Source organism: Streptomyces abyssalis (assembly GCF_001751365.1).
GTDB lineage: Bacteria > Actinomycetota > Actinomycetes > Streptomycetales > Streptomycetaceae > Streptomyces > Streptomyces abyssalis.
Genome location: NZ_LJGT01000036.1, coordinates 504,272 through 524,171, shown reverse-complemented (window position 1 = coordinate 524,171; position 19,900 = coordinate 504,272). Strand labels below are relative to the sequence as shown.

19 protein-coding genes are annotated in these 19,900 nt (G+C 71.3%); 16 read left to right on the top strand and 3 right to left on the bottom strand.

The window, feature by feature from the left end; genetic code table 11:
• Window positions 1-82 precede the first annotated feature (82 nt).
• The 11 genes from ald to der all read left to right on the top strand — a co-directional run bounded on the left by ald (window position 83) and on the right by der (window position 12,077).
• Window positions 83-1,198: an alanine dehydrogenase gene (gene ald, locus AN215_RS03185; RefSeq protein ID WP_070012529.1), complete on the top strand. Its 1,116-nt coding sequence runs from the start codon at window positions 83-85 to the stop codon at window positions 1,196-1,198.
• A gap of 396 nt (window positions 1,199-1,594) precedes the next feature.
• Window positions 1,595-2,788, top strand: a complete 1,194-nt coding sequence (locus tag AN215_RS03180) for a ParA family protein (protein WP_079122633.1) — start codon at window positions 1,595-1,597, stop codon at window positions 2,786-2,788.
• Entirely contained in the window at window positions 2,785-3,630 is an 846-nt protein-coding gene (locus tag AN215_RS03175) for a hypothetical protein (RefSeq protein WP_070012298.1), read from the top strand. Before AN215_RS03180 ends, AN215_RS03175 begins: the two co-directional genes overlap by 4 nt.
• Window positions 3,631-3,721: 91 nt before the next feature.
• Complete coding sequence (locus AN215_RS03170; protein ID WP_070012299.1) at window positions 3,722-5,053, top strand: segregation and condensation protein A; 1,332 nt, start codon at window positions 3,722-3,724, stop codon at window positions 5,051-5,053.
• A 275-nt stretch (window positions 5,054-5,328) separates the two neighbouring features.
• A complete protein-coding gene (scpB, locus tag AN215_RS03165; RefSeq protein ID WP_070012530.1) occupies window positions 5,329-5,934 on the top strand; it encodes an SMC-Scp complex subunit ScpB in 606 nt (201 codons plus the stop codon).
• The gene (locus tag AN215_RS03160; protein ID WP_070031099.1) at window positions 5,934-7,220 is read left to right on the top strand and encodes a pseudouridine synthase; all 1,287 of its coding nucleotides are present in this window, start codon (window positions 5,934-5,936) and stop codon (window positions 7,218-7,220) included. The genes scpB and AN215_RS03160 overlap by 1 nt, the downstream gene beginning before the upstream one ends.
• Window positions 7,221-7,410: 190 nt before the next feature.
• Window positions 7,411-7,773 (top strand): chorismate mutase, encoded by a 363-nt coding sequence (aroH, locus tag AN215_RS03155; protein ID WP_070012300.1) that lies wholly within the window; start codon window positions 7,411-7,413, stop codon window positions 7,771-7,773.
• The gene (locus AN215_RS03150) at window positions 7,773-8,861 is read left to right on the top strand and encodes a prephenate dehydrogenase (RefSeq protein ID WP_070012301.1); all 1,089 of its coding nucleotides are present in this window, start codon (window positions 7,773-7,775) and stop codon (window positions 8,859-8,861) included. Before aroH ends, AN215_RS03150 begins: the two co-directional genes overlap by 1 nt.
• A 250-nt stretch (window positions 8,862-9,111) precedes the next feature.
• Window positions 9,112-9,822: a (d)CMP kinase gene (cmk, locus tag AN215_RS03145; RefSeq protein WP_070012302.1), complete on the top strand. Its 711-nt coding sequence runs from the start codon at window positions 9,112-9,114 to the stop codon at window positions 9,820-9,822.
• Window positions 9,819-10,475 carry a lysophospholipid acyltransferase family protein gene (locus AN215_RS03140; protein WP_070012303.1) on the top strand — a complete coding sequence of 219 codons (657 nt, stop codon included), beginning with the start codon at window positions 9,819-9,821 and terminating at the stop codon, window positions 10,473-10,475. Before cmk ends, AN215_RS03140 begins: the two co-directional genes overlap by 4 nt.
• 123 nt (window positions 10,476-10,598) lie before the next feature.
• Window positions 10,599-12,077: a ribosome biogenesis GTPase Der gene (gene der, locus AN215_RS03135; RefSeq protein ID WP_070012304.1), complete on the top strand. Its 1,479-nt coding sequence runs from the start codon at window positions 10,599-10,601 to the stop codon at window positions 12,075-12,077.
• Between the two features lie 115 nt (window positions 12,078-12,192).
• Here der and AN215_RS03130 read toward each other — a convergent pair whose 3' ends face one another.
• Complete coding sequence (locus AN215_RS03130) at window positions 12,193-12,477, bottom strand: hypothetical protein (RefSeq protein ID WP_070012305.1); 285 nt, start codon at window positions 12,475-12,477, stop codon at window positions 12,193-12,195.
• A 198-nt stretch (window positions 12,478-12,675) separates the two neighbouring features.
• The gene (locus AN215_RS03125) at window positions 12,676-13,755 is read right to left on the bottom strand and encodes a DUF8842 C-terminal domain-containing protein (RefSeq protein WP_070031098.1); all 1,080 of its coding nucleotides are present in this window, start codon (window positions 13,753-13,755) and stop codon (window positions 12,676-12,678) included.
• A 295-nt stretch (window positions 13,756-14,050) separates the two neighbouring features.
• Here AN215_RS03125 and AN215_RS03120 point away from each other — a divergent pair, with 295 nt between their 5' ends.
• The 5 genes from AN215_RS03120 (at window position 14,051) to AN215_RS03100 (ending at window position 18,441) form a co-directional block, all read left to right on the top strand.
• Window positions 14,051-15,313: a glycosyltransferase family 4 protein gene (locus AN215_RS03120; protein WP_070031097.1), complete on the top strand. Its 1,263-nt coding sequence runs from the start codon at window positions 14,051-14,053 to the stop codon at window positions 15,311-15,313.
• Window positions 15,310-16,542 (top strand): hypothetical protein, encoded by a 1,233-nt coding sequence (locus tag AN215_RS03115; RefSeq protein WP_338057906.1) that lies wholly within the window; start codon window positions 15,310-15,312, stop codon window positions 16,540-16,542. The genes AN215_RS03120 and AN215_RS03115 overlap by 4 nt, the downstream gene beginning before the upstream one ends.
• Before the next feature lie 43 nt (window positions 16,543-16,585).
• Window positions 16,586-16,756: a hydrophobic protein gene (locus tag AN215_RS03110; RefSeq protein ID WP_070012310.1), complete on the top strand. Its 171-nt coding sequence runs from the start codon at window positions 16,586-16,588 to the stop codon at window positions 16,754-16,756.
• 77 nt (window positions 16,757-16,833) lie between these two features.
• Complete coding sequence (locus AN215_RS03105; protein ID WP_070012311.1) at window positions 16,834-17,799, top strand: helix-turn-helix transcriptional regulator; 966 nt, start codon at window positions 16,834-16,836, stop codon at window positions 17,797-17,799.
• A gap of 420 nt (window positions 17,800-18,219) precedes the next feature.
• Window positions 18,220-18,441, top strand: a complete 222-nt coding sequence (locus tag AN215_RS03100) for a hypothetical protein (RefSeq protein ID WP_070012312.1) — start codon at window positions 18,220-18,222, stop codon at window positions 18,439-18,441.
• 113 nt (window positions 18,442-18,554) lie between these two features.
• Here the strand turns inward: AN215_RS03100 and AN215_RS03095 are convergent, their stop codons facing one another.
• Entirely contained in the window at window positions 18,555-19,622 is a 1,068-nt protein-coding gene (locus AN215_RS03095) for a phosphatase PAP2 family protein (protein ID WP_070012313.1), read from the bottom strand.
• Window positions 19,623-19,900: the final 278 nt, after the last annotated feature.

The following is a 19,900-nucleotide window of genomic DNA, read 5'->3' as shown; positions in this document are numbered from 1 at the left end:
CGGGATGTGCGCCACGGATGCCTCCCGCGCCCACAGGTGCGGGCGCTTCCGAAACAACCCGAAGTCAAGGACCGTGATCGACGTGAAGGTCGGCATCCCCCGCGAGGTCAAGAACAACGAGTTCCGCGTGGCCATCACCCCGGCCGGGGCGCACGAACTCGTACGCAACGGACACCAGGTCACCCTGGAGCGCGGAGCCGGACTCGGCTCCTCCATCCCGGACGAGGAATACGTCGCAGCCGGGGCCGCCATCCTCGGCTCCGCCGACGAGGTCTGGGCCACGGCCGACATGGTGCTGAAGGTGAAGGAGCCGGTCGCCGAGGAGTACGGGCGGCTGCGCAAGGACCAGACCCTCTTCACCTATCTCCATCTCGCCGCATCCAAGGCGTGCACCGACGCCCTCCTGGAGTCCGGCACGACGGCCATCGCCTACGAGACGGTCGAGACCGGCAGCCGCAGCCTGCCGCTGCTCGCCCCGATGTCCGAGGTCGCCGGCCGTATCGCTCCCCAGGTCGGGGCGTACCACCTGATGCGTTCCGCCGGCGGGCGCGGTGTGCTGCCCGGCGGTGTGCCGGGCGTGCAGGCGGGGCGCGCCGTCGTCATCGGCGGTGGCGTCTCCGGGTGGAACGCCACGCAGATCGCCATCGGGCTGGGCTTCCACGTCACACTGCTCGACAAGGACGTCAACAAGCTCCGCGAGGCGGACAAGATCTTCGGCACGAAGGTGCGCACGGTCGCCTCCAACGCCTACGAGCTGGAGCGTGCGGTCCTGGAGGCGGACCTGGTCATCGGCGCCGTGCTGATCCCTGGCGCGAAGGCGCCCAAGCTCGTGAGCAACGAGCTGGTCTCCCGAATGAAGCCGGGAAGTGTTCTTGTCGACATCGCCATCGACCAGGGCGGCTGCTTCGAGGACGCACGCCCGACGACACACGCCGAACCGACCTTCCAGGTGCACGATTCGGTCTTCTACTGCGTCGCCAACATGCCCGGCGCCGTGCCCAGCACGTCGACGTACGCCCTGACCAACGCCACGCTTCCCTACATCGTGGAACTGGCCAACTGCGGCTGGCGGGACGCCCTTCGGCGGGACACGACCCTCGCCAAGGGGCTCAACGTCCATGACGGAGAGGTCTTCTACGGACCCGTCGCCGCGGCGCACGGTCTCGACAGCCGTGAACTCGGCACGCTGCTCGGCTGATTCGCACGTCAACCGCGCAAGTCAATGCCGCTGAACTGCCGCTGAAGGCATGTCACCGGATGTCACCGGCTCTGCTTCCGCCGCCGCGGCGCAGGGCCGGTGACGCAGTTCAGGGGGCTGTTCCAGGACGCCTCCCGGGTGGCCACAGAGGCTCAACCACGGGGCCACAGCGCCCCGTTCAGGCCCTGGAGGGCCGGCCCGCGGTGCCTCCCGCCGGGGGGCCGTGACCCACATTGCCCCTTGACAGCGGAGTGTTCGCACCTCGACACATCGTGCCGTCTCCGGTGGATTGTGTTGCTGAGGACGCCCGACACGCCATAGAGTCGCCAATCGTCGGCATGGTGTCACGCTGACCTGTCTAGAAGTTTCCTGGTCACCAAGGAGGTAGGACGACTTGTGAATGAGTCGACATTTTCTCCCGGGGGTGGTCAACCAGGAGCACCTGCGCGGGGCCAGGAATCCTCGGGGTCCGAGGATGTCGGCTCCGTCGCTGTCCGCACCTTCTCCACCCGCCAGAACGCATCACCGACCACGACAGCCCAACAGAGCATGGACGGCCGCCAAGTGAACGCCATGGCCGGCAACTCCGCGGGCGACGAGTCCGCCGAGCTCGCCGACTACAGTGACCCGCACCGCGTCCCCTACGGCGAGCTGCCCGAAGGGCACTTCTACGACCCGGACGCGGATTACGAACCCGACCCCGAGTACGCGGCCACCCTCGCGCCCGACGCCGCACGGCAGCGCCGCGAGCGGATCGGCCCGACCGGGCGTCCGCTGCCGTACTTCCCGATTCCCGGACCTGTCAGCGAACCGGGCCCGGCGAAGATCATCGCGATGTGCAACCAGAAGGGCGGCGTCGGCAAGACGACCTCCGCCATCAACCTGGGTGCGGCGCTCGCGGAGTACGGCCGGCGCGTGCTGCTCGTCGACTTCGATCCGCAGGGCGCGCTGTCGGTGGGCCTGGGCGTGAATCCGATGGAGCTCGAACTCACGGTCTACAACCTCCTGATGGAGCGCGGCCTCGCGCCTGACGAGGTGCTGCTGAAGACCGCCGTGGCGGGAATGGACCTGCTGCCGAGCAACATCGACCTGTCGGCGGCCGAGGTCCAGCTGGTGAGCGAGGTCGCCCGCGAGTCGACCCTGCAGCGCGCGCTTCAACCCCTGCTGAACGACTACGACTTCATCGTCATCGACTGCCAGCCCTCGCTCGGGCTGCTGACCGTGAATGCGCTCACAGCCGCGCACAAGGTGATCGTGCCGCTGGAATGCGAGTTCTTCGCGCTGCGCGGCGTCGCCCTGCTGACCGAGACGATCGAGAAGGTCCAGGAGCGGCTCAACCCGGAGCTGGAGCTCGACGGCATCCTGGCGACGATGTACGACTCGCGCACGGTGCACAGCCGTGAGGTTCTGGCGCGTGTCGTCGAGGCGTTCGACGACAACGTCTACCACACGGTCATCGGCCGCACCGTCCGCTTCCCGGAGACGACCGTCGCGGGCGAGCCCATCACGACGTACGCCTCCAACTCCGTCGGCGCCGCCGCCTACCGCCAGCTCGCCAGGGAGGTGCTCGCCCGGTGCCACGCCGAGTGAGTCTTCCTGCAGCTGACGAACTGTTCCGTACGACCGGGGGCTCAGCGGTTCAGCCGTCGTCCCCCGCGAACCAGAACCACGCCAACGGTGAGGAGCCCCCGGCCAGGAGCGCACCCTCGACGACCCGGGTACCGGCACCGGCCGGCGAACAGGACTCCACCGGTGCGGCGGACGACGCCGCCGACGGCTCCGCGGGTGACGGCGACGCCCCCGCGCCCGGCGACGACGGCGGAGGCCGCGAGCACAGCGCCGCGGGCGAGGGCGGTGAACCCGCCGCGGACGGCGGTGCGGCTCCGCGCGGTGCCACCGGCACCGGAAGCGGCAGCGAGCACACGGGCCCCGACGGCGGCGAGGCACAGGATCAGAAGACCGCACAGCGCCGTACGGTGCCCGGCCAGGGCGCGCCGCAGAGCGCGGGCGGCAGCGGCCGTGCGGGCGCGGGGAACGCGGAGCCCCCGTCCCGCCAGACCGGGCCCGGGCAGCCCGTACAAGCAGGGCAGGCAGCGGGTCCGGGTGCGAAGTCCCCGCAGCAGCCGAAGAGTTCGCGGACGGCCGAGCCCAGGAGCCGTCAGCCGGCAGGTGGTTCGGCACGCAGGGGGACGGGGACACGCGGCGCCAACCGCCGCCCCAGCGGACGCGAACGGCACGACGAGAAGATCACCGTCTACGTCTCCGCGGAAGAGCTGATGGACCTGGAGCACGCGCGGCTGGTGCTGCGCGGTGAACACGGGCTGGCCGTGGACCGCGGCCGCATCGTGCGCGAGGCCGTGGCCGTGGTCCTGGCGGACCTGGAGTCCCGGGGCGACGCGAGCATCCTCGTACGGCGGCTGCGGGGGCGCTGAAACATTCCTGTGCGCCACCACATCCGAAAGCGCGGGCACATGAGTGAGCCGGAACGCCCTGACCGGCTCCTCCCCAGTACGCTGCCCCGCGATGCCCAGTCCTGACGACCACGCCGACACGAGACCCCGTACCGCCCGACGCAGCCTCGGGCGGGGGCCGGGTACGTCGTCGCCTTCGGGAGTGGCGGACCCCGGCGGGGAGCAGGCCGCGCCGTACGTGCCGGTTCCGGCGCCAGGAGCCACGCCGGAACCGGAGCCGGAGTCCGTAGGGGAGCCGGAGCCTGACGCGGAACCCGCATCGGAGCCGGAGCCCGAACGGGAGCCTGAACCGGAGCCGGAGCGTGTGCACGCACCGGAGCCCGGGCCGGAGCCGCAGCCCGAACCCGAACTCGTACCGGCCCCACAGGAACCCGCCCGGGACCCCGCGCCCGGACCCGAGGCCGGGCCGGACCCCGCGCCCGAACCCGAGGCCGGGCCGGACCCCGCGCCCGCACCGGAACAGCCCGGTTCCGCCGCGGACGGCGCCGCCGCCGTCGACCTGCCGAAGCCGGAGGGACGGCCGGACGAAGAGCAGCCCGACGACGGGCGGTTCAAGGTCGTGCTGGACAACTTCGAAGGCCCCTTCGACCTCCTCCTGCAGTTGATCTCCAAGCACAAGCTGGATGTCACGGAGGTCGCGCTCTCGAAGGTCACCGACGAGTTCATGGCGTACATCCACGCCATGGGCCCCGACTGGGATCTCGACCAGACCACCGAATTCCTCGTCGTGGCCTCGACGTTGCTCGATCTGAAGGCGGCGCGGCTGCTGCCCGCGGCCGAGGTCGAGGACGAGGCGGACCTCGCGCTGCTGGAGGCCCGCGACCTCCTCTTCGCCCGCCTGCTGCAGTACAGGGCGTACAAGGAGATCGCGGGGATCTTCGCCGGACGTATGGCGCAGGAGGCGCACCGCCATCCCCGTACGGTCGGTCTCGAACCCCACCACGCCGAGTTGCTGCCCGAAGTGGCCATCAGCATCGGCCCGGAGGGGTTCGCCCGGCTCGCGGTGAAGGCGATGCGGCCGAAGCCGAAGCCGCAGGTCTACGTCGAGCACATCCACGCACCGCTGGTGAGCGTGCGCGAACAGGCCGAGGTGGTGGTGGCCAGGCTGAGGGAGCTGGGCGAGATCAGCTTCCAGCAGCTCACCCAGGACGCTCCGGACACCCTGACCGTCGTCGCGCGTTTCCTCGCCCTTCTGGAGCTCTACCGGGAGCGGGCGGTCGACCTCGAACAGGAGGAGGCACTGGGGTCGCTCATGGTCCGGTGGAGTGGCGAGGACGGCAAGGAGCCTCTGGTCACGGACGAGTTCGACCAGGAGCCCGGCCCGCAGGACGAGGAGCCGGAGTCCCGGCAGGAGCCCGAGGCTCAGGAGGAGATGCAGGCATGAGCGAGGAGACGTACGAGATCCAGGAGGCGGCGGCGGACGCCGCGGACGAGCCGGTGCGCGAGGCGGCAGCTGCCGGAGGCGTCGCGGCAGCCGGCGCGGACTCCGGCGCCCTCCCCGCCGGCGCCCGCCCCTCTGATGCCGGCCCGGAAGCTCCCGACGGCCATGACCCCGGCGCCGATCCGGAGCCGGAGTCCGGCACCGACGCGGAGTCCGGCACCGATCCGGAGCCCGGCACCGACGCGGAACCCGGCACCGACCCGGAGGGCGTCGCCGCGCTGGAGCTGAAGCCCGCTCTGGAGGCCGTGCTCATGGTCGTCGACGAGCCCGCCACCGAGGAGCACCTGGCGAAGGTGCTGCAGCGGCGGCGCCGCGACATCTCCGACGCCCTGCGCGAACTGGCCGACGAGTACGACCGGCAGCAGCGCGGCTTCGAACTGCGTCTCGTCGCCGAGGGCTGGCGCTTCTACACACGGGCCGAGTACTCGGAGGCCGTCGAGAGCTTCGTGCTCGACGGGCAGCAGGCACGGCTGACTCAGGCCGCGCTGGAGACCCTCGCCGTGGTCGCCTACCGTCAGCCGGTGAGCCGTTCACGCGTCTCCGCCGTACGAGGAGTCAACTGCGACGGCGTGATGCGTACGCTCCTGCAGCGGGGGCTGGTGCAGGAGGCGGGCGCGGAACCCGAGACAGGTGCGATCCTGTACACGACGACTCATTACTTCCTGGAGCGGCTGGGCCTGCGCGGCCTGGACGAGCTTCCGGAGCTGGCGCCCTTCCTTCCGGAAGCGGACGCCGTCGAGGGGGATTCACAGGAAGGCATGCCGTCGTTCGACGTAGATGACAGCGGCGACGAAGTCCACGACAGAACGCAGACGGAACACTGATGCGAAGCAGCGGCAACACCGGCGGGAACCGTAAGAACAGGGGCGTGGGCGGCAGGCAGTCCCCCCGCCCGGCCGGAGGGGGCGCAGGCAGGCCGAAGCGGGCCGACCGCCCGCGCCCGGAGGAGCGTCGCTACGGCAAGGACGGGGAGCGCCCCGCGGGCGGCGGCAAGCCGGGATCCCGCGGCGGCGGACGTGGCGGGGAGTCCCCGCAGGGCGCGTCCAGGGGCGGGCCGAAGGCGCCGGGCAAGAAGCCGTCCGCGGCCGGGTCCGGGAGCGGCCGCAAGGGCGCCGGCCCGGATGCCGGTCCGAAGAGCGGATCCAAGGGCGGGCCGAAGAGCGGCCCCAGGACTCCCGCGGCGCGCGGCGCGGCCGCGAGGAGCGTCGCGGCGAAGAACGCGGCGAAGAGCGGCCCCCGCAAGGTCACCGGCAGCGGAGCCCCCAAGGCCCGCGCCCGGAACGCCTCCGCGCCCTCGCGCCCCCGCGAGTACGAGGCGCAGGTCGAGGAGCGCAACCGCGCCCGGCACACCAAGCCGGCCCGGAAGCTGCCGAAGACCTTCGGCGAGCAGGAGGGCGAGCGGCTGCAGAAGGTGCTGGCCCGCGCAGGCATGGGCTCGCGCCGCGCCTGCGAGGAGCTGATCGAGCGGGCGAGGGTCGAGGTCAACGGCAGCGTCGTCGTCGAGCAGGGCCTCCGCGTCGATCCCGACAAGGACGAGATCAAGGTCGACGGGCTGACTATCGCCTCCCAGTCGCATGTCTTCTTCGCGCTCAACAAGCCCTCGGGCGTCGTGGCGTCGATGGAGGACCCGGACGGCCGCCAGTGTCTCGGCGACTACGTGCAGAACAGGGAGACCCGCCTCTTCCACGTCGGCCGGCTCGACACCGAGACCGAGGGCCTCATACTTCTCACCAACCACGGCGAGCTGGCCCACCGGCTCACCCACCCCCGCTACGGGGTGAAGAAGACGTATCTCGCAGCGATCCAGGGCCCGCTGCCGCGTGACCTCGGCAAGCGTCTGAAGGACGGCATCCGGCTGGACGACGGCCACGCCCGCGCCGACCACTTCCGGGTCGTGGAGAACACCGGCAAGAACTACCTCGTGGAGGTCACCCTGCACGAGGGCCGCAAGCACATCGTCCGCCGCATGCTGGCGGAAGCCGGCTACCCGGTGGAACGGCTGGTCCGTACGCGTTTCGGGCCCATCGCGCTCGGCGACCAGAAGTCGGGCTGGCTGCGCCGCATGACCAACACCGAGGTCGGCATGCTGATGAACGAGGTCGGTCTCTGAGCCGGCCGGTCCCACGGGACGCCGGCGCCCATGGGTGCCGGCGTCCTCGCGTGCGGCCGTCTCAGTGTGCGGGCCGCCCCGACGGGCGTTTCCCCCGGCGATCTACGCTGTCAGCGGCCGGCGGCAGCCGGGCAGGCAGCGGACGGGCAGCCGGGCACAGCGCATCACGGCGGGCAGGAGCGGAGCAGAGGTGGCGGTACGAGCGGTACGGGGAGCCGTCCAGCTGGAGCGGGACGAATCCGGCCACATGCACGATCAGGTCTCGGCGCTGATGACGAGCGTTCTGGAGCGCAACGGCCTCACCTCGGACGACCTCATAAGCGTCTGGTTCACGGCCACCCCCGACCTGTACAGCGACTTCCCGGCGGCCGGCGCACGTAAGCTCGGCATCGTGGACGTTCCGCTGATCTGCGCGCAGGAACTGGACGTCACCGGTGCCATGCCGCGCGTGGTGCGGGTGCTGGCGCACGTCGAGTCGGATGTGCCGAAGTCGCAGATCAACCACGTCTACCTCGGGGCAGCAGCCGAACTCCGCAAGGACATCGCCCAGTAATGCGTACAGCTCTCGTCGTCGGCACGGGTCTCATCGGCACCTCGGCCGCGCTCGCCCTCACCGGGCGCGGCGTGCGGGTGCACCTGAGCGATCTCGACCCCGAACGCGTCCGTACGGCCGCGGCGCTCGGGGCGGGTACGGCCGGTGAGCCGGACGTCTCCGTCGACCTCGCGATCGTGGCCGTACCGCCGGCGCACGTGGCCCCCGTGACGGCGGACGTGCAGCGCCGTGGTCTTGCCCGGGCGTGCATCGACGTGGCCAGCGTCAAGGGCGGCCCACGGCGTGAGCTGCTCGAAGCGGGCGGCGACCTCGTCGGCTACCTCGGCACTCACCCCATGTCCGGCCGCGAGCAGAACGGGCCGCTGGCCGCCACCGCCGACCTCTTCGAGGGACGGCCATGGGTGCTCACGCCGACCACCGAGACCGACACCGAGGTGCTCAACCTCGCGCTGGAACTGATCGCGCTGTGCGGCGCCGTCCCCGTCGTGATGGACGCCGACGCGCACGACCGTGCCGTCGCGCTGGTCTCGCACACCCCGCAGCTGCTCTCCAGCATGATCGCGGCCCGCCTGGAGGCCGCGGACGAGACGGCCGTACGCCTGTGCGGACAGGGCATCCGCGACGTCACCCGCATCGCCGCCTCCGACCCCGCGATGTGGGTGGAGATCCTCGCCGCGAACCCCGGCCCGGTCGCGGACATCCTCGCCGACGTGGCCGGCGACCTCGACGAGGCCGTACGGGCGCTGCGCGCGCTCGGCTCGGCCGACGAGGAGAAGCGGGGCGGCGGCGTCGCCGGCATCGAGAGCGTGCTGCGCCGCGGCAACGCGGGCCGGGCGAGGGTGCCGGGCAAACACGGCCAGGCACCGGCGGCGTACCGGACCGTGGCGGTCCTCATCAGCGACCGGCCGGGGGAGCTGGCCCGCATCTTCGCGGACGCCGGGGCCGCCGGCGTCAACATCGAGGACGTACGCATCGAGCACGCGACGGGTCAGCAGGCCGGCCATGTGCAGCTGATGGTCGAGCCAGGCGCGGCCTCGGCGCTGGAGGCGGCGCTGCGCGACCGTGGCTGGTCGCTCCGGCAGCAGTGAGCGCACGGGTGCCGGCAGCGGCGCCGGCACTTCCACATGCCTCGCCGCAGCGGTGACCAGGAGTGCCGGTGCCGGACCCTCCTGCCCAGTTCGTGCCGGGGTCCGTCGGCGCCGTGGGCAGCGGCCGCGAACCCGCGCAGTCCGTGTCAGGGCGGCGGGAATACGCCCTCATCCGAGCCGGTAGCCTTGTCCCCGCGGCCGGTACGGCCGGCGCCGTCCCTGCCCGTGTTCGAGAAAGGTCCCCCACAGCGTGTCTGCAGTGATTGTCGCCATCGACGGCCCCTCCGGCACGGGCAAGTCCAGCACCTCCAAGGCCGTCGCCTCCGAGCTCGGCCTCAGCTACCTGGACACGGGCGCGCAGTACAGGGCGATCACCTGGTGGATGCTGACGAACGGCGTTCCCGTGGACGACGCGTCTGCCGTCGCGGCCGCCGCGGCCAGGCCCGTCATCGACTCCGGCACCGACCCGGCCGCCCCCACCATCGCCGTCGACGGCACGGACGCCTCCGGTCCCATCCGCACCCAGGAGGTCACCGCGGCCGTCAGCCAGGTCAGCGCCGTCCCCGAGGTGCGGACGCGGATCACGGCGCTGCAGCGTTCCATCGCGGCCGGAGCGGCCGGGGGCATCGTCGTCGAGGGCCGGGACATCGGCACGACCGTCCTCCCCGGCGCCGACATCAAGATCTTCCTCACCGCGTCTCCCGAGGCCCGCGCCTCCCGCCGCAGCGGGGAGCTGAAGGGCAAGGACGCAGCGGGCCTCTCGGCCACCCAGGAGGCCCTGATCAAGCGGGACGCCGCCGACAGCGGCCGTAAGACGTCCCCGCTGAAGAAGGCCGACGACGCGGTCGAGGTGGACACCACCCAGCTCACGCTGGAGCAGGTCGTCGAGTGCGTCGTCACGCTCGTCGGGAAGGCCGCCGCCGCGAAGGCCGAGGCGAAGGCGGGGCAGATCTCCAAGTGACATCGACCGGTTCCGCGCCCGGCACGCGAGGAGCAGCGGCCGGCCGCCGGATCGGCCTGGGCGTGATGCACGGCCTGTGGCGTCCGCGCGTGCTGGGTGCCTGGCGCGTACCGCCGAGCGGGCCCGCGATCCTCGCCGTCAACCATTCGCACTTCGTCGACGGCCCGATGCTGATGGGGACCTCCCCGCGGCCCGTGCACTTCCTCATCAAGCAGGAGGCGTTCATCGGCCCTCTCGGCCCGTTCCTCCGCGGCATCGGTCAGATTCCGGTCGACCGCGGCAGCACCGACAGGGCCGCCGTCACCGGCACCCTGGGTGTGCTGGAGCGGGGAGGCGTGATGGGCATCTTCCCCGAAGGAACCCGCGGCGAGGGCGACTTCGCCTCGCTGCGTTCGGGTCTGGCCTACTTCGCCGTACGCTCGGGGGCGCCGGTCGTTCCGGTGGCGGTGCTCGGCAGCAACGACCGTCCGGGCCGCCTCGTGAAGGCTCTCCCGGCGGTGCGCAGCCGTGTCGACGTCGTCTTCGGCGACCCGTTCGAGGCGGGAGACGGCAGCGGTCGCCGTACGCGTGCGGCGCTGGACGAGGCGACCGTACGCATCCAGCGCCACCTGACCGACCATCTGGCCGACGCACGGCGGCAGACGGGACGCTGACGGCAACCGGTGTCCGGCCCCCGGCATCCGCAGGCCGTGTCCCGGCAGACTTGCAGCAGCCGCCGCGCGGAGCATCCGCACGGCGGCGGACCACCTGAACATGAACGACGAGGACGAGAACGCATGGACGAGAAGGAACAGCACGGCGTGTACGAGCCCGGGCACGACCACGGTGAGCTCGGCGACGCCGAGTTCGACCGGTTCATGGAGCTCGCCGCCGAAGAGGGGTTCGACGCCGAGGAGGTGGAGGACGCCCTGGAGGAGGCCTCGCAGGGCCCGCTGCCCGTGCTGGCCGTCGTCGGGCGACCCAATGTCGGCAAGTCGACGCTGGTGAACCGGATCCTCGGCCGCCGTGAGGCCGTCGTCGAGGACCGTCCCGGCGTGACCCGCGACCGCGTGAGCTACGAGGGGGAGTGGGCAGGCCGCCGCTTCAAGCTCGTGGACACCGGCGGCTGGGAGCAGGACGTGCTGGGCATGGAGGCCACCGTCGCGGCCCAGGCGGAGTTCGCCGTCGAGGCGGCGGACGCCGTGGTGCTGGTCGTGGACGCCCAGGTCGGTGCGACGGACACGGACGAGGCCGTCGTACGCATGCTGCGCAAGGCCGGGAAGCCCGTCGTGCTGTGCGCCAACAAGGTCGACGGCCCGAACGGGGAGGCCGACGCGACCTATCTGTGGGCGCTCGGGCTCGGCGAACCGCACCCCGTCTCGGCCCTGCACGGACGCGGCACGGGCGACCTGCTCGACGTCGTGCTGGAGGCGCTGCCCGAAGCGCCGGAGCAGACCTTCGGCAGGGGCGGAGCCGGCGGCCCGAGGCGGATCGCGCTCATCGGCCGTCCGAACGTCGGCAAGTCCTCGCTGCTGAACAAGGTCGCAAAGCAGGAGCGCGTCGTCGTCGACGAGACGGCCGGCACCACCCGCGACCCGGTCGACGAACTGATCGAACTGGCCGGGAAGAGCTGGATGTTCGTCGACACGGCCGGCATCCGCCGCCGTGTGCACCTGCAGGAGGGCGCCGACTACTATGCGTCGCTGCGCACCGCGGCAGCGCTGGAGAAGGCCGAGGTCGCGGTCGTACTGATCGATGTGACCGAGGCGATCAGCGTTCAGGACCTGCGCATCATCACCATGGCGGTGGAGGCAGGACGGGCGCTCGTCATCGCCTACAACAAGTGGGACAACCTGGACGAGGAGCGCCGCTTCTATCTGGAGCGGGAGATCGAGCGCGACCTGGTGCAGGTCCGCTGGGCGCCCCGCGTGAACATCTCCGCCCGCACGGGGCGCCACATGGAGAAGCTGGTGCCCGCCATCGAGACCGCACTCGAGGGCTGGGAGACGCGGGTGCCGACGGGGAAGCTGAACTCGTTCCTCGGTGAGATCGTCGCCTCGAACCCGCACCCCGTACGGGGCGGCAAGCAGCCCCGCATCCTCTTCGGGACGCAGGCGGGCACCCGTCCGCCGCGGTTCGTGCTCTTCGCCTCGGGCTTTCTGGAGGCGGGTTACAGGCGGTTCGTCGAGCGGCGTCTGCGCGAGGAGTTCGGATTCGACGGGACGCCGGTGCACATGTCGGTGCGGGTGCGGGAGAAGCGCGGCAAGAAGAAGTAACGGGGACCGGGGGCCTGCGAGGCCCCCGGTCCCGGCCCCGGAACGGCCGCCGGGACCGGGCAGGGGCACGCCCGCCGAAGGCAGGTGGGGGCACCCCCGCCGAAGGCAGGGAAGGTCAGTACGCCTGGCCGTCGCGCGGGCCGGGCGGCAGAGCCGCCGGTACGCGGAGTGCGTGCCGCGGCAGCGACTGGCTCGGCCATTCGTCGCTGCGCCAGCCGTCGCCGCCCCAGCTGCCGGTGCCGGTGCCGTGCACCGTGCCGAAGCCCTCGAAGCGCAGCTCCTCCTCGCCCGTGCGGTCGCCGGGAAGCGTACGGAAGAGCCTGCTGTACTCCGCGTACAGGGCGTCGTAGATGGGTGTGGAGGAGGCGTTGTCGGCGGGGCCGTCGTGGCTGGGCCGCATGGCCGGAATGCCCAGGCCGGGGCCTCTGCCGTGGTCGCGATAGGGACGGGGAGCTCGGGAAGGTTCGTAAGGCTGCACGTCTGGGCCAACGACGGCACCGCCCCGCGGATGCGGGGCGGTGCGTCGAATGACCTGTTCGCAGGGGTGTGCCGTGGACCGTGCGTGCGAATCCGCACGCCCTGGCTCCCCGCTGCGCCGTCAGGCCCCGGCGAGCGGCATGGCCGCACCCACGAGCACGCCCTGGGCGGCTGCCTGCACCAGCGCCTCGCGGAGCAGGTCCTCACGGGGCTGCTGCCCGATGGCGCCGACGGGAGCGGCGTAGACGAGCACCGTGTTGCTCTGGTTCGCCGAGTTGCGCCATCCGTCCGTGACGGGCAGCGCCTGGTGCGCCTGCCACCAGATGTTCTGCTGGACGCTGCTGCCGGTGGGCGGCTGCAGGATCGCGTGCAGCTGGCCCATGGCGACGAGCACCGACCATCCCGGTACGGGTGCCGGGGCCTGGGTGAGGCCGGTGACCGGCAGGAAGCCCTGCTCGACGAGGAGGGGCAGGAAGTCGTCGCCCTGTCCGTCCGAACCGGGGCGGGCGATGCGGGCCGTGGGTTCCACCACGACTGCCGCGTACACCGTGTCCTCGATCAGGACCTGTCCGCAGGTGACGCCGAGCACCGCCCGCTCCGGTGCCGGCTGCTGCGTGGCGGCGGCCGGTCGGGCGGGGCCGGGGACCGGCGCCTGGGCGTACTCGGGGCCGTAGGAGGGCGTGTGCGCCGGGGTGTGCACGGCTGCCGGGGCCATCGCACCTCCCTGACCTGCGGGTCCGACGGGACCGCCCTGACCGACGGGACCTCCGGGCCCGACGGGGCCACCCGGGCCGGTGACGGGAGCGTGGCCGGCGGGAGGCGCGGTGGCACCGCCGGGGGCTGCTGGCGGTGCCACCGGAGACGCGTGCGCGGGGACGGCTCTGTGTGCCGGTCCGGCGCTGCCCGGGGACGCGGTCTGGGCGGCGGCCGCGGCGTCGGCGGTGATCGTACGGACGGCGCCCTGCACCTCCTCCTCGGTGACCTTGACCACCTGGGAGGGGATGCACGTGGCGTGTGCGAAGGCGAGCACCGCCGTCTCGTCGCCGACGAACAGGACGGTGCTGGTGCGGACTTGGCCCGTGTCGCCCGGAGCGCGGCACGAGGTGCAGTCGTAGCTGCCCGGGGCGTTGTCGCCCGCGAGCAGCCGGTTGGCTTCATCATCGCCGATCTCGGCGCGTACGTCGTCGCTGACATCGAGCATGGGGGACACGGGGGCTCCCTGGGCGTTCGGTTCTTGTCCGTATGAACAACGGGGGAGCCGTGGTCCCGGTCACGCGTGAGCTGGTGCGGAATCGGACCGCCGGGCAGGACCGGGCCGGGACCGCTCAGACGCCGGATCGGCGAAGGAAGTTCCCGAATCTTCTTCACGATGTCGGAACTCTTCTGGAACAAAGCCTCGATAGCGGCCAACCATCCCCGTTCCACGCCCGTCTAGCCAGTGACTGATGGGCAATTGGGGGAAACGAACGCTCGATATGGGTGGGAGTCGGGGCAGAATGCACATCTCGTTTTTGATCAATAGTGCGTTTGGTATGGGGGGAACGATCCGGACGACGTTCAATCTGGCGCGGACGTTGGCCGAACAGCATGAGGTGGAGGTTGTGTCGGTCTTCCGGTACCGGGACCGGCCGTTCTTCGATCCGGGGCCGCGGGTGCGGCTGCGGTCGTTGGTGGATATGCGTCGGCACAGCTCCGGCTATGAGGGGGGCGATCCGGAACATGCCCTGCCGGCGCGGGTGTTCCCGCGTGGTGACGGGCGGTTTCCGCAGTACAGTCCGCTGACCGACCGGCGTATCGGTGAGGATCTGCGGACCACGGCTGCCGATGTGGTCATCGGCACGCGTCCGGGGCTCAACGCGCACATCGCCCGGCAGACCCGCCGGGGTCCGGCGCGTGTGGGGCAGGAGCATTTGACGCTTGCCACGCATCCGGCGCGGCTGAAGCTGATGCTCCGTGGTACGTATCCGCGGCTGGATGCGGTCACGACGGTGACGGAGGCCGACGCGCGTGATTACCGCAGGATTCTGCGGCTGCCGGGGGTGCGGATCGAGGCGCTGCCCAACAGCGTTCCCGAACCGGACGTCCGTCCTGCGGACGGCACGGGGAAGTGGGTTGTGGCGGCGGGGCGGCTTGCTCCGGCGAAGCGGTATGACGTGTTGATACGTGCTTTCGCCAGGGTTGTGGCCGAGCGGCCCGACTGGGGTCTGCGTATCTACGGCAGCGGGCGTGAGCGGGAGAAGCTGCGTTTGCTGATCGATGAACTGGGTCTCTACAACCATGTGTTCCTGATGGGGCCGGCGCATCCGATCGAGGCGGAGTGGGCCAAGGGTGCGATCGGGGCGGTCACGTCGAGTCTGGAGTCCTTCGGGATGACCATTGTCGAGGCGATGCGGTGCGGGTTGCCGGTCGTGGCGACCGACTGTCCGCACGGGCCGGGTGAGATCATCCGTGACGGTGTCGACGGGCTTCTGGCGCCGGTGGGGGATGAGTCCGCGATCGCGGGCGCGCTGCTGCGGCTGATGAACGACGACGCGCTGCGGCAGCGTATGAGCCGGGCTGCGCTGGCGGCCTCGTCCCGGTTCGACCCGGCGCAAGTGGGCGCGCGTTACGAGGACTTGCTGACCGCCCTCGTCAACCGCCGCGGCGGCGCCGTGCACAGGGCACGCGGAGCACTGCTCGGCGGCGCCTACGCCGTCAAGGACGCCGCCAACTACGCCCTCAAGGGCGTGAGACCCGCACTGCAGGGAGGACGGGCATGACCAGCTACGTCACCGGCGCCCCGGGAACCACGGGGGCGTTCCAGGCACCGGCGGTGGCCACGGCCGCTTCGGCACCGGCCGCTGCTCCGGCTCCGGCCGGGCGCGCGGCGAGAAAGGCCAGAACGGAGAGGCCGGCGAAGAGGGGGCAGGCCAAGAAGGCCGGCAGGCCGGGCCGGACGGCCAGGGAAGCGAGGACCGCGGCGAACGCCGGGAAGAACGGACTCCGCACGACCGCCGACGCCGCGCCCTCCGCAAATTCCGCCGCCGAGCCCGAGGTCGTACGTGCGCGCGCCGACTGCACCGCCGACCGCGCCGGAGGCCTCACCTTCGACGTGCGGCTGACCGGCAGGCAGGCGGCACGCCCGCCTGCCGACGCGGCGCTGCTGCTGCGCCTGCGCGGCGGCGAGGGCCCGGCGGACACCGTACGGCTGCCGCTCGGTCCCGCGGAGGCGGAGGGCACTCCTCCTCGCTTCTCCCCATCGCTCGGCCGGGACGTGCCCCCTGGGGGGACCCTCATGCGGGCCGTGCTGCCGAGCATCATGACCCTTCCCGAGGGGCGCTGGGACGCCTATCTCGCCCTCGCGGGCGAGGAGCCGCAGCGGCTGCTGCCCGGAGTGCACGATCTGCGTTCCCTCATCGACCGGGTCCCCCGCGAGGGCCGCACCTGGCTGGGCGTGCGCATCCCCTACGCCACCAAGCTCGGCAATCTCACGGTCCGTTCATGGCTGCGCTGGCCCCACGCGGAGGCGGGGCCGCTGCGCGTGGTCGACGGGAGCATGGTGCTGCGGGGCAGGCTCTACGGTGCCGGCCTCTCGGACACCGCATGCCTGGAGGCGCATCCGCGCGACTCCGCCGAGGCGCCCGTACGCGTACCGCTGACCCTGGACGGCGAAGCGCGGGTAGAGGGCACCGGCGATGCCGGTACGGGCGCCGGTACGAACAGCAGCCGCACACCAGGCGCGGAAGCCGGGCCGGGCTTCACGGTCCGGCTGCCCCTGGACGCGCTGCCGTCCGGGCGCCGGGTGTGGAACCTGTGGCTGCGTCCGTCCGCGGACGAAGAGCCGGTCCGTATCGCCCGGATACTCGACGACGTTCCGGACAAGAAGCAGATCTTCAGCTATCCGCCGCAGCGGGTCACGGGCGAGGAAGGCGCGGTGCACTCGGTCAGGCCGTACTACACGCTCGACAACGACCTGTCGGTGCGGGTGAGTTGCGCGGAAGCGGTGTAGAAATCCCCAGCGGGGCACCCGTCGTGCCAGGAGGTGTTGCCCGATGGTTCCCGTACTGCTCGTACTGCTCCTGGCGTTGCTGCTTTTCGGCTTCGGCTTCGCGCTTGAGGTGCTGTGGTACATCGCCGTTGCGGTTCTGGTGATCTGGCTGCTCGGCTTCCTGCTCCGCTCGACGAGTGCAGGAGGCAAGAGGGCCCGCTGGTACCGCTGGTAGCCGGTTGAAGAGCACGCCCTGAGTCTGCCACCTGTTGCGGACAGAAGGTGTCCGCAACAGGTGGCAGACTCAGTCCCATGGTCGAGACATCGGCACGGCTTCTGCGCCTGCTCTCGCTGCTGCAGTCCCCACGCGAATGGTCCGGCGCCGAACTCGCCGAACGGCTCGGGGTCACCCCGCGCACCGTCCGCAGGGACGTCGAGCGGCTCCGTGGCCTGGGCTACCCGGTCAACTCCAGTACGGGTACGGCGGGCGGCTACCAGCTCGGCGCCGGTGCCGAACTGCCCCCGCTGCTGCTCGACGACGAGGAGGCCGTGGCGGTCGCCGTCGGCTTGCGGGGTGCCGCGGGCGGCGGCGTCCAGGGCATCGAGGAGTCCTCCGCGCGTGCGCTGGCGAAGCTCGAACAGGTGCTGCCGCACCGGCTGCGCCGCCGCGTGAACGCGCTGAACGCCTACACCGTGCCGATGACACGTGCGCACCACGGGCCCGCCGTGGAGGCGTCCCTCATCACCGAACTCGCCCACGCCTGCCGCGATCACCAGCAGCTCCGCTTCTCGTACGAGACACACGACGGCACCACCGGCCGGCGCATCGTCGAACCGCACCGGCTGGTCAGCACCTACCGGCGCTGGTATCTCGTCGGGTGGGACACCGAGCGGGAGGACTGGCGCACCTTCCGGGTCGACCGCATCACGCTCACACCGCCGCACGGTCCCCGGTTCGCTCCCCGCACCGGCCCCGCGGAGGACCTGGCGGCGTGGGTGTCCGAAGGCGTGGCCGTCAGGGCCTTCGCGGAGCATGTGACGGTGCTGCTGCGGGTGCCGGTCGAGCGGGCGGCCCAGGTGGTCACGCTGTCCACGGGCACCTTGGAGGCGGTCGACGAGCACAGCTGTCTGCTGCGCACCGGCGGGCCCTCGCTTGAAGTGATCCTTCCTTACATTCTGATGCTCGGATTCGACTTCGAAGTACGCGCACCAGAAGGGCTGTTCTCGCAGGTCAGGACGTTGCGCGACAGGCTTGACCGTGCCCTCGGCGGAAGTTGAGGACTTCCTTCCCCTTCTTGCCGCTTCTTGCCGCCAGTTCCTTCCCGCCGCCCGCTCCTCTTGTCTTCGCCGCGGCTGCCCGTCGTACGGAGCGGATCACCGTACGGGGCAGGGAGCGGCGGGGAAAGGCTCGTTACGCCGGAATTGTGCAAGCGGTTGCGACGCACAAGTTCCGCACGCCTCCGCAGTGTTACCGGATCACAGTCCCGGGGAGGAATTGACGGGGGCCCGGCATTTTCTGACGGCACGTCCGCGAGGGAATTCGGGCGAATGAATCCGTGCGCAGAAGGGTCAGAATGCAAAGTTCCGTACAAGCCCCGTACGAGTGACACGGTGAACGGTCTGGCGCGTCGTGGAGCTTGTGACAAGAGTGTGACGAGCTGACGATACGGCGGGGACCTCCGGCGGTACGGTGGCGGCATGGCACCGGAATCCGCAGCCCAGGACAACCCGCAGGACGACCCGGAGAGCTACGTGGGGCTCTCGGCGGAAGCGGCCGAGGAACGCGCGTACGCACGTGGCTGGGCGACTGTGCGGTCTTTGCCGCCGGACGCGATCATCACCATGGAGTATCTGAGCGGACGGCTCAACTTCGCCGTCGAGAAGAGCACGGGGAACGTCGTGCGCTGCTGGAAGGGCTGATCCCGCGGCGAGGCGGCCCCGCAGGCGCGGCGCGGCCTCGCAGCACAGCAGGCGGCCCCGGTGCCCTTCTTCAGGGCACCGGGGCCGCCTGCTGTCGGCTTACGGGCTTCCGGCTACCTGCCGCGCGGCCCGAGATGGGCTGTGCGCGGCAGTGAGCGGTCCGAGTACTGGCGGCGCGGCCCGACGGGCGGCTGAGGGCTGACCGGCGCCCGTTCGGCCCGCAGCGGGTGCTGACGTCCGGCCGGGTGGTACAGCCTCGCCGCCCCGATGCCCGTCCCCGACGAGGACGAGGCGGGGGCGCGGCCGGCGATGACCGCGGTCTCGCCGTGCTGGCCCTCGTCCTGCACCGCCATCTCCTCGGCCGGCAGACCCCGGCGCGAAGGCAGCAGCGACTGCCGCGTGACGGGGGAGAGCGGCGAGGGCACGAGACGGCGGCCGCCGGGACTCGCGGTGCGCCGGCGGTCCCTCCATGCCTGGATGCGGTCCTCCGCCCAGGCGATGACGGGCTCGGCCCACGGCAGCCCGAGCAGGATGAGCAGTCCGGCCGCCCAGCCGAGCAGCACGTCACTGACCCAGTGGGTGCCGAGGTAGACGGTTGTCGCGCCGACGCCGAGGGCGAAGAACGCGGCGACCACCGACAGCACCCTGCGGGCCCGTGGCGTGGTGGCGAGATAAGCCAGAATGCCCCAGGTCACAACGGCGTTGGCCGTATGACCTGAGGGAAATATGTCTCCGCCGGCGAAGAGTTCGCCAGATCCGACGGTGGTCGCATAGTGCGGCCCGAGTCTGCCGAGGCCGATTTTCACAGCCCCGACAGTGACGTTGAGCGCCAGCAGCGCGGTGCCGAGTACCAGCAGCGGGCGCAGTGTGCGCTGCCGCCACGACCGCCAGCCGAGCCAGGCGGCGACGAGTACCGCGGTCGGGCCGCGCTGTCCGAGGACGACGAAGTAGTCGAGGAACTCGTGCACTTCCGGCCACTGCTTGTACGGCCTGAAGAGCATCACCTGCCAGTCGAGCCGCACCAGATCTGCCCGGATCAGCACGGCGACGACAATCACCGCATAGAGCGCCGAGGTGGTGCCGAACAACAGCTTGCGGGTTCGGCTCATCCGCGGGACATCGCGGTTGCTCGGTCGCTCGGGCTCTTGTTCCAGCCGGGCGAGCAGTCGGTCGGTACGCACCCAGTCGACGTTACAACGGCTGTGGAAGCTGACCGCACACGCGACGGGCGTTCGTGATGACGATGTGATGTGGAGTGTGTCTCACCGAGGCGTTTGTGCAGGTGAATTCCCGCAGCTTATCCGGGGTTTAGACACCGTATTCCGGGTGCGGGCGCACGCGGGGGCGGCCAACACGCTCCGGAAATTCTGTTCACCGCCGGTCGGTGGGGAATTCGGTTCTTCTTTTCCCGCCGGATTCCCGTTCCGGGCCCGCGAGTTGACGCAGCGGGGCTCCTGGG

Coding starts and splice junctions, on each gene's coding strand:
- AN215_RS03105 (WP_070012311.1), top strand. CDS start 16,834: ATGGTCGAGACATCGGCACGGCTTCTGCGCCTGCTCTCGCTGCTGCAG.
- AN215_RS03125 (WP_070031098.1), bottom strand. CDS start 13,755: ATGCTCGATGTCAGCGACGACGTACGCGCCGAGATCGGCGATGATGAA.
- AN215_RS03150 (WP_070012301.1), top strand. CDS start 7,773: ATGCGTACAGCTCTCGTCGTCGGCACGGGTCTCATCGGCACCTCGGCC.
- AN215_RS03120 (WP_070031097.1), top strand. CDS start 14,051: ATGCACATCTCGTTTTTGATCAATAGTGCGTTTGGTATGGGGGGAACG.
- AN215_RS03115 (WP_338057906.1), top strand. CDS start 15,310: ATGACCAGCTACGTCACCGGCGCCCCGGGAACCACGGGGGCGTTCCAG.
- AN215_RS03160 (WP_070031099.1), top strand. CDS start 5,934: ATGCGAAGCAGCGGCAACACCGGCGGGAACCGTAAGAACAGGGGCGTG.
- AN215_RS03130 (WP_070012305.1), bottom strand. CDS start 12,477: ATGCGGCCCAGCCACGACGGCCCCGCCGACAACGCCTCCTCCACACCC.
- AN215_RS03100 (WP_070012312.1), top strand. CDS start 18,220: ATGGCACCGGAATCCGCAGCCCAGGACAACCCGCAGGACGACCCGGAG.
- AN215_RS03170 (WP_070012299.1), top strand. CDS start 3,722: ATGCCCAGTCCTGACGACCACGCCGACACGAGACCCCGTACCGCCCGA.
- AN215_RS03110 (WP_070012310.1), top strand. CDS start 16,586: ATGGTTCCCGTACTGCTCGTACTGCTCCTGGCGTTGCTGCTTTTCGGC.
- der (WP_070012304.1), top strand. CDS start 10,599: ATGGACGAGAAGGAACAGCACGGCGTGTACGAGCCCGGGCACGACCAC.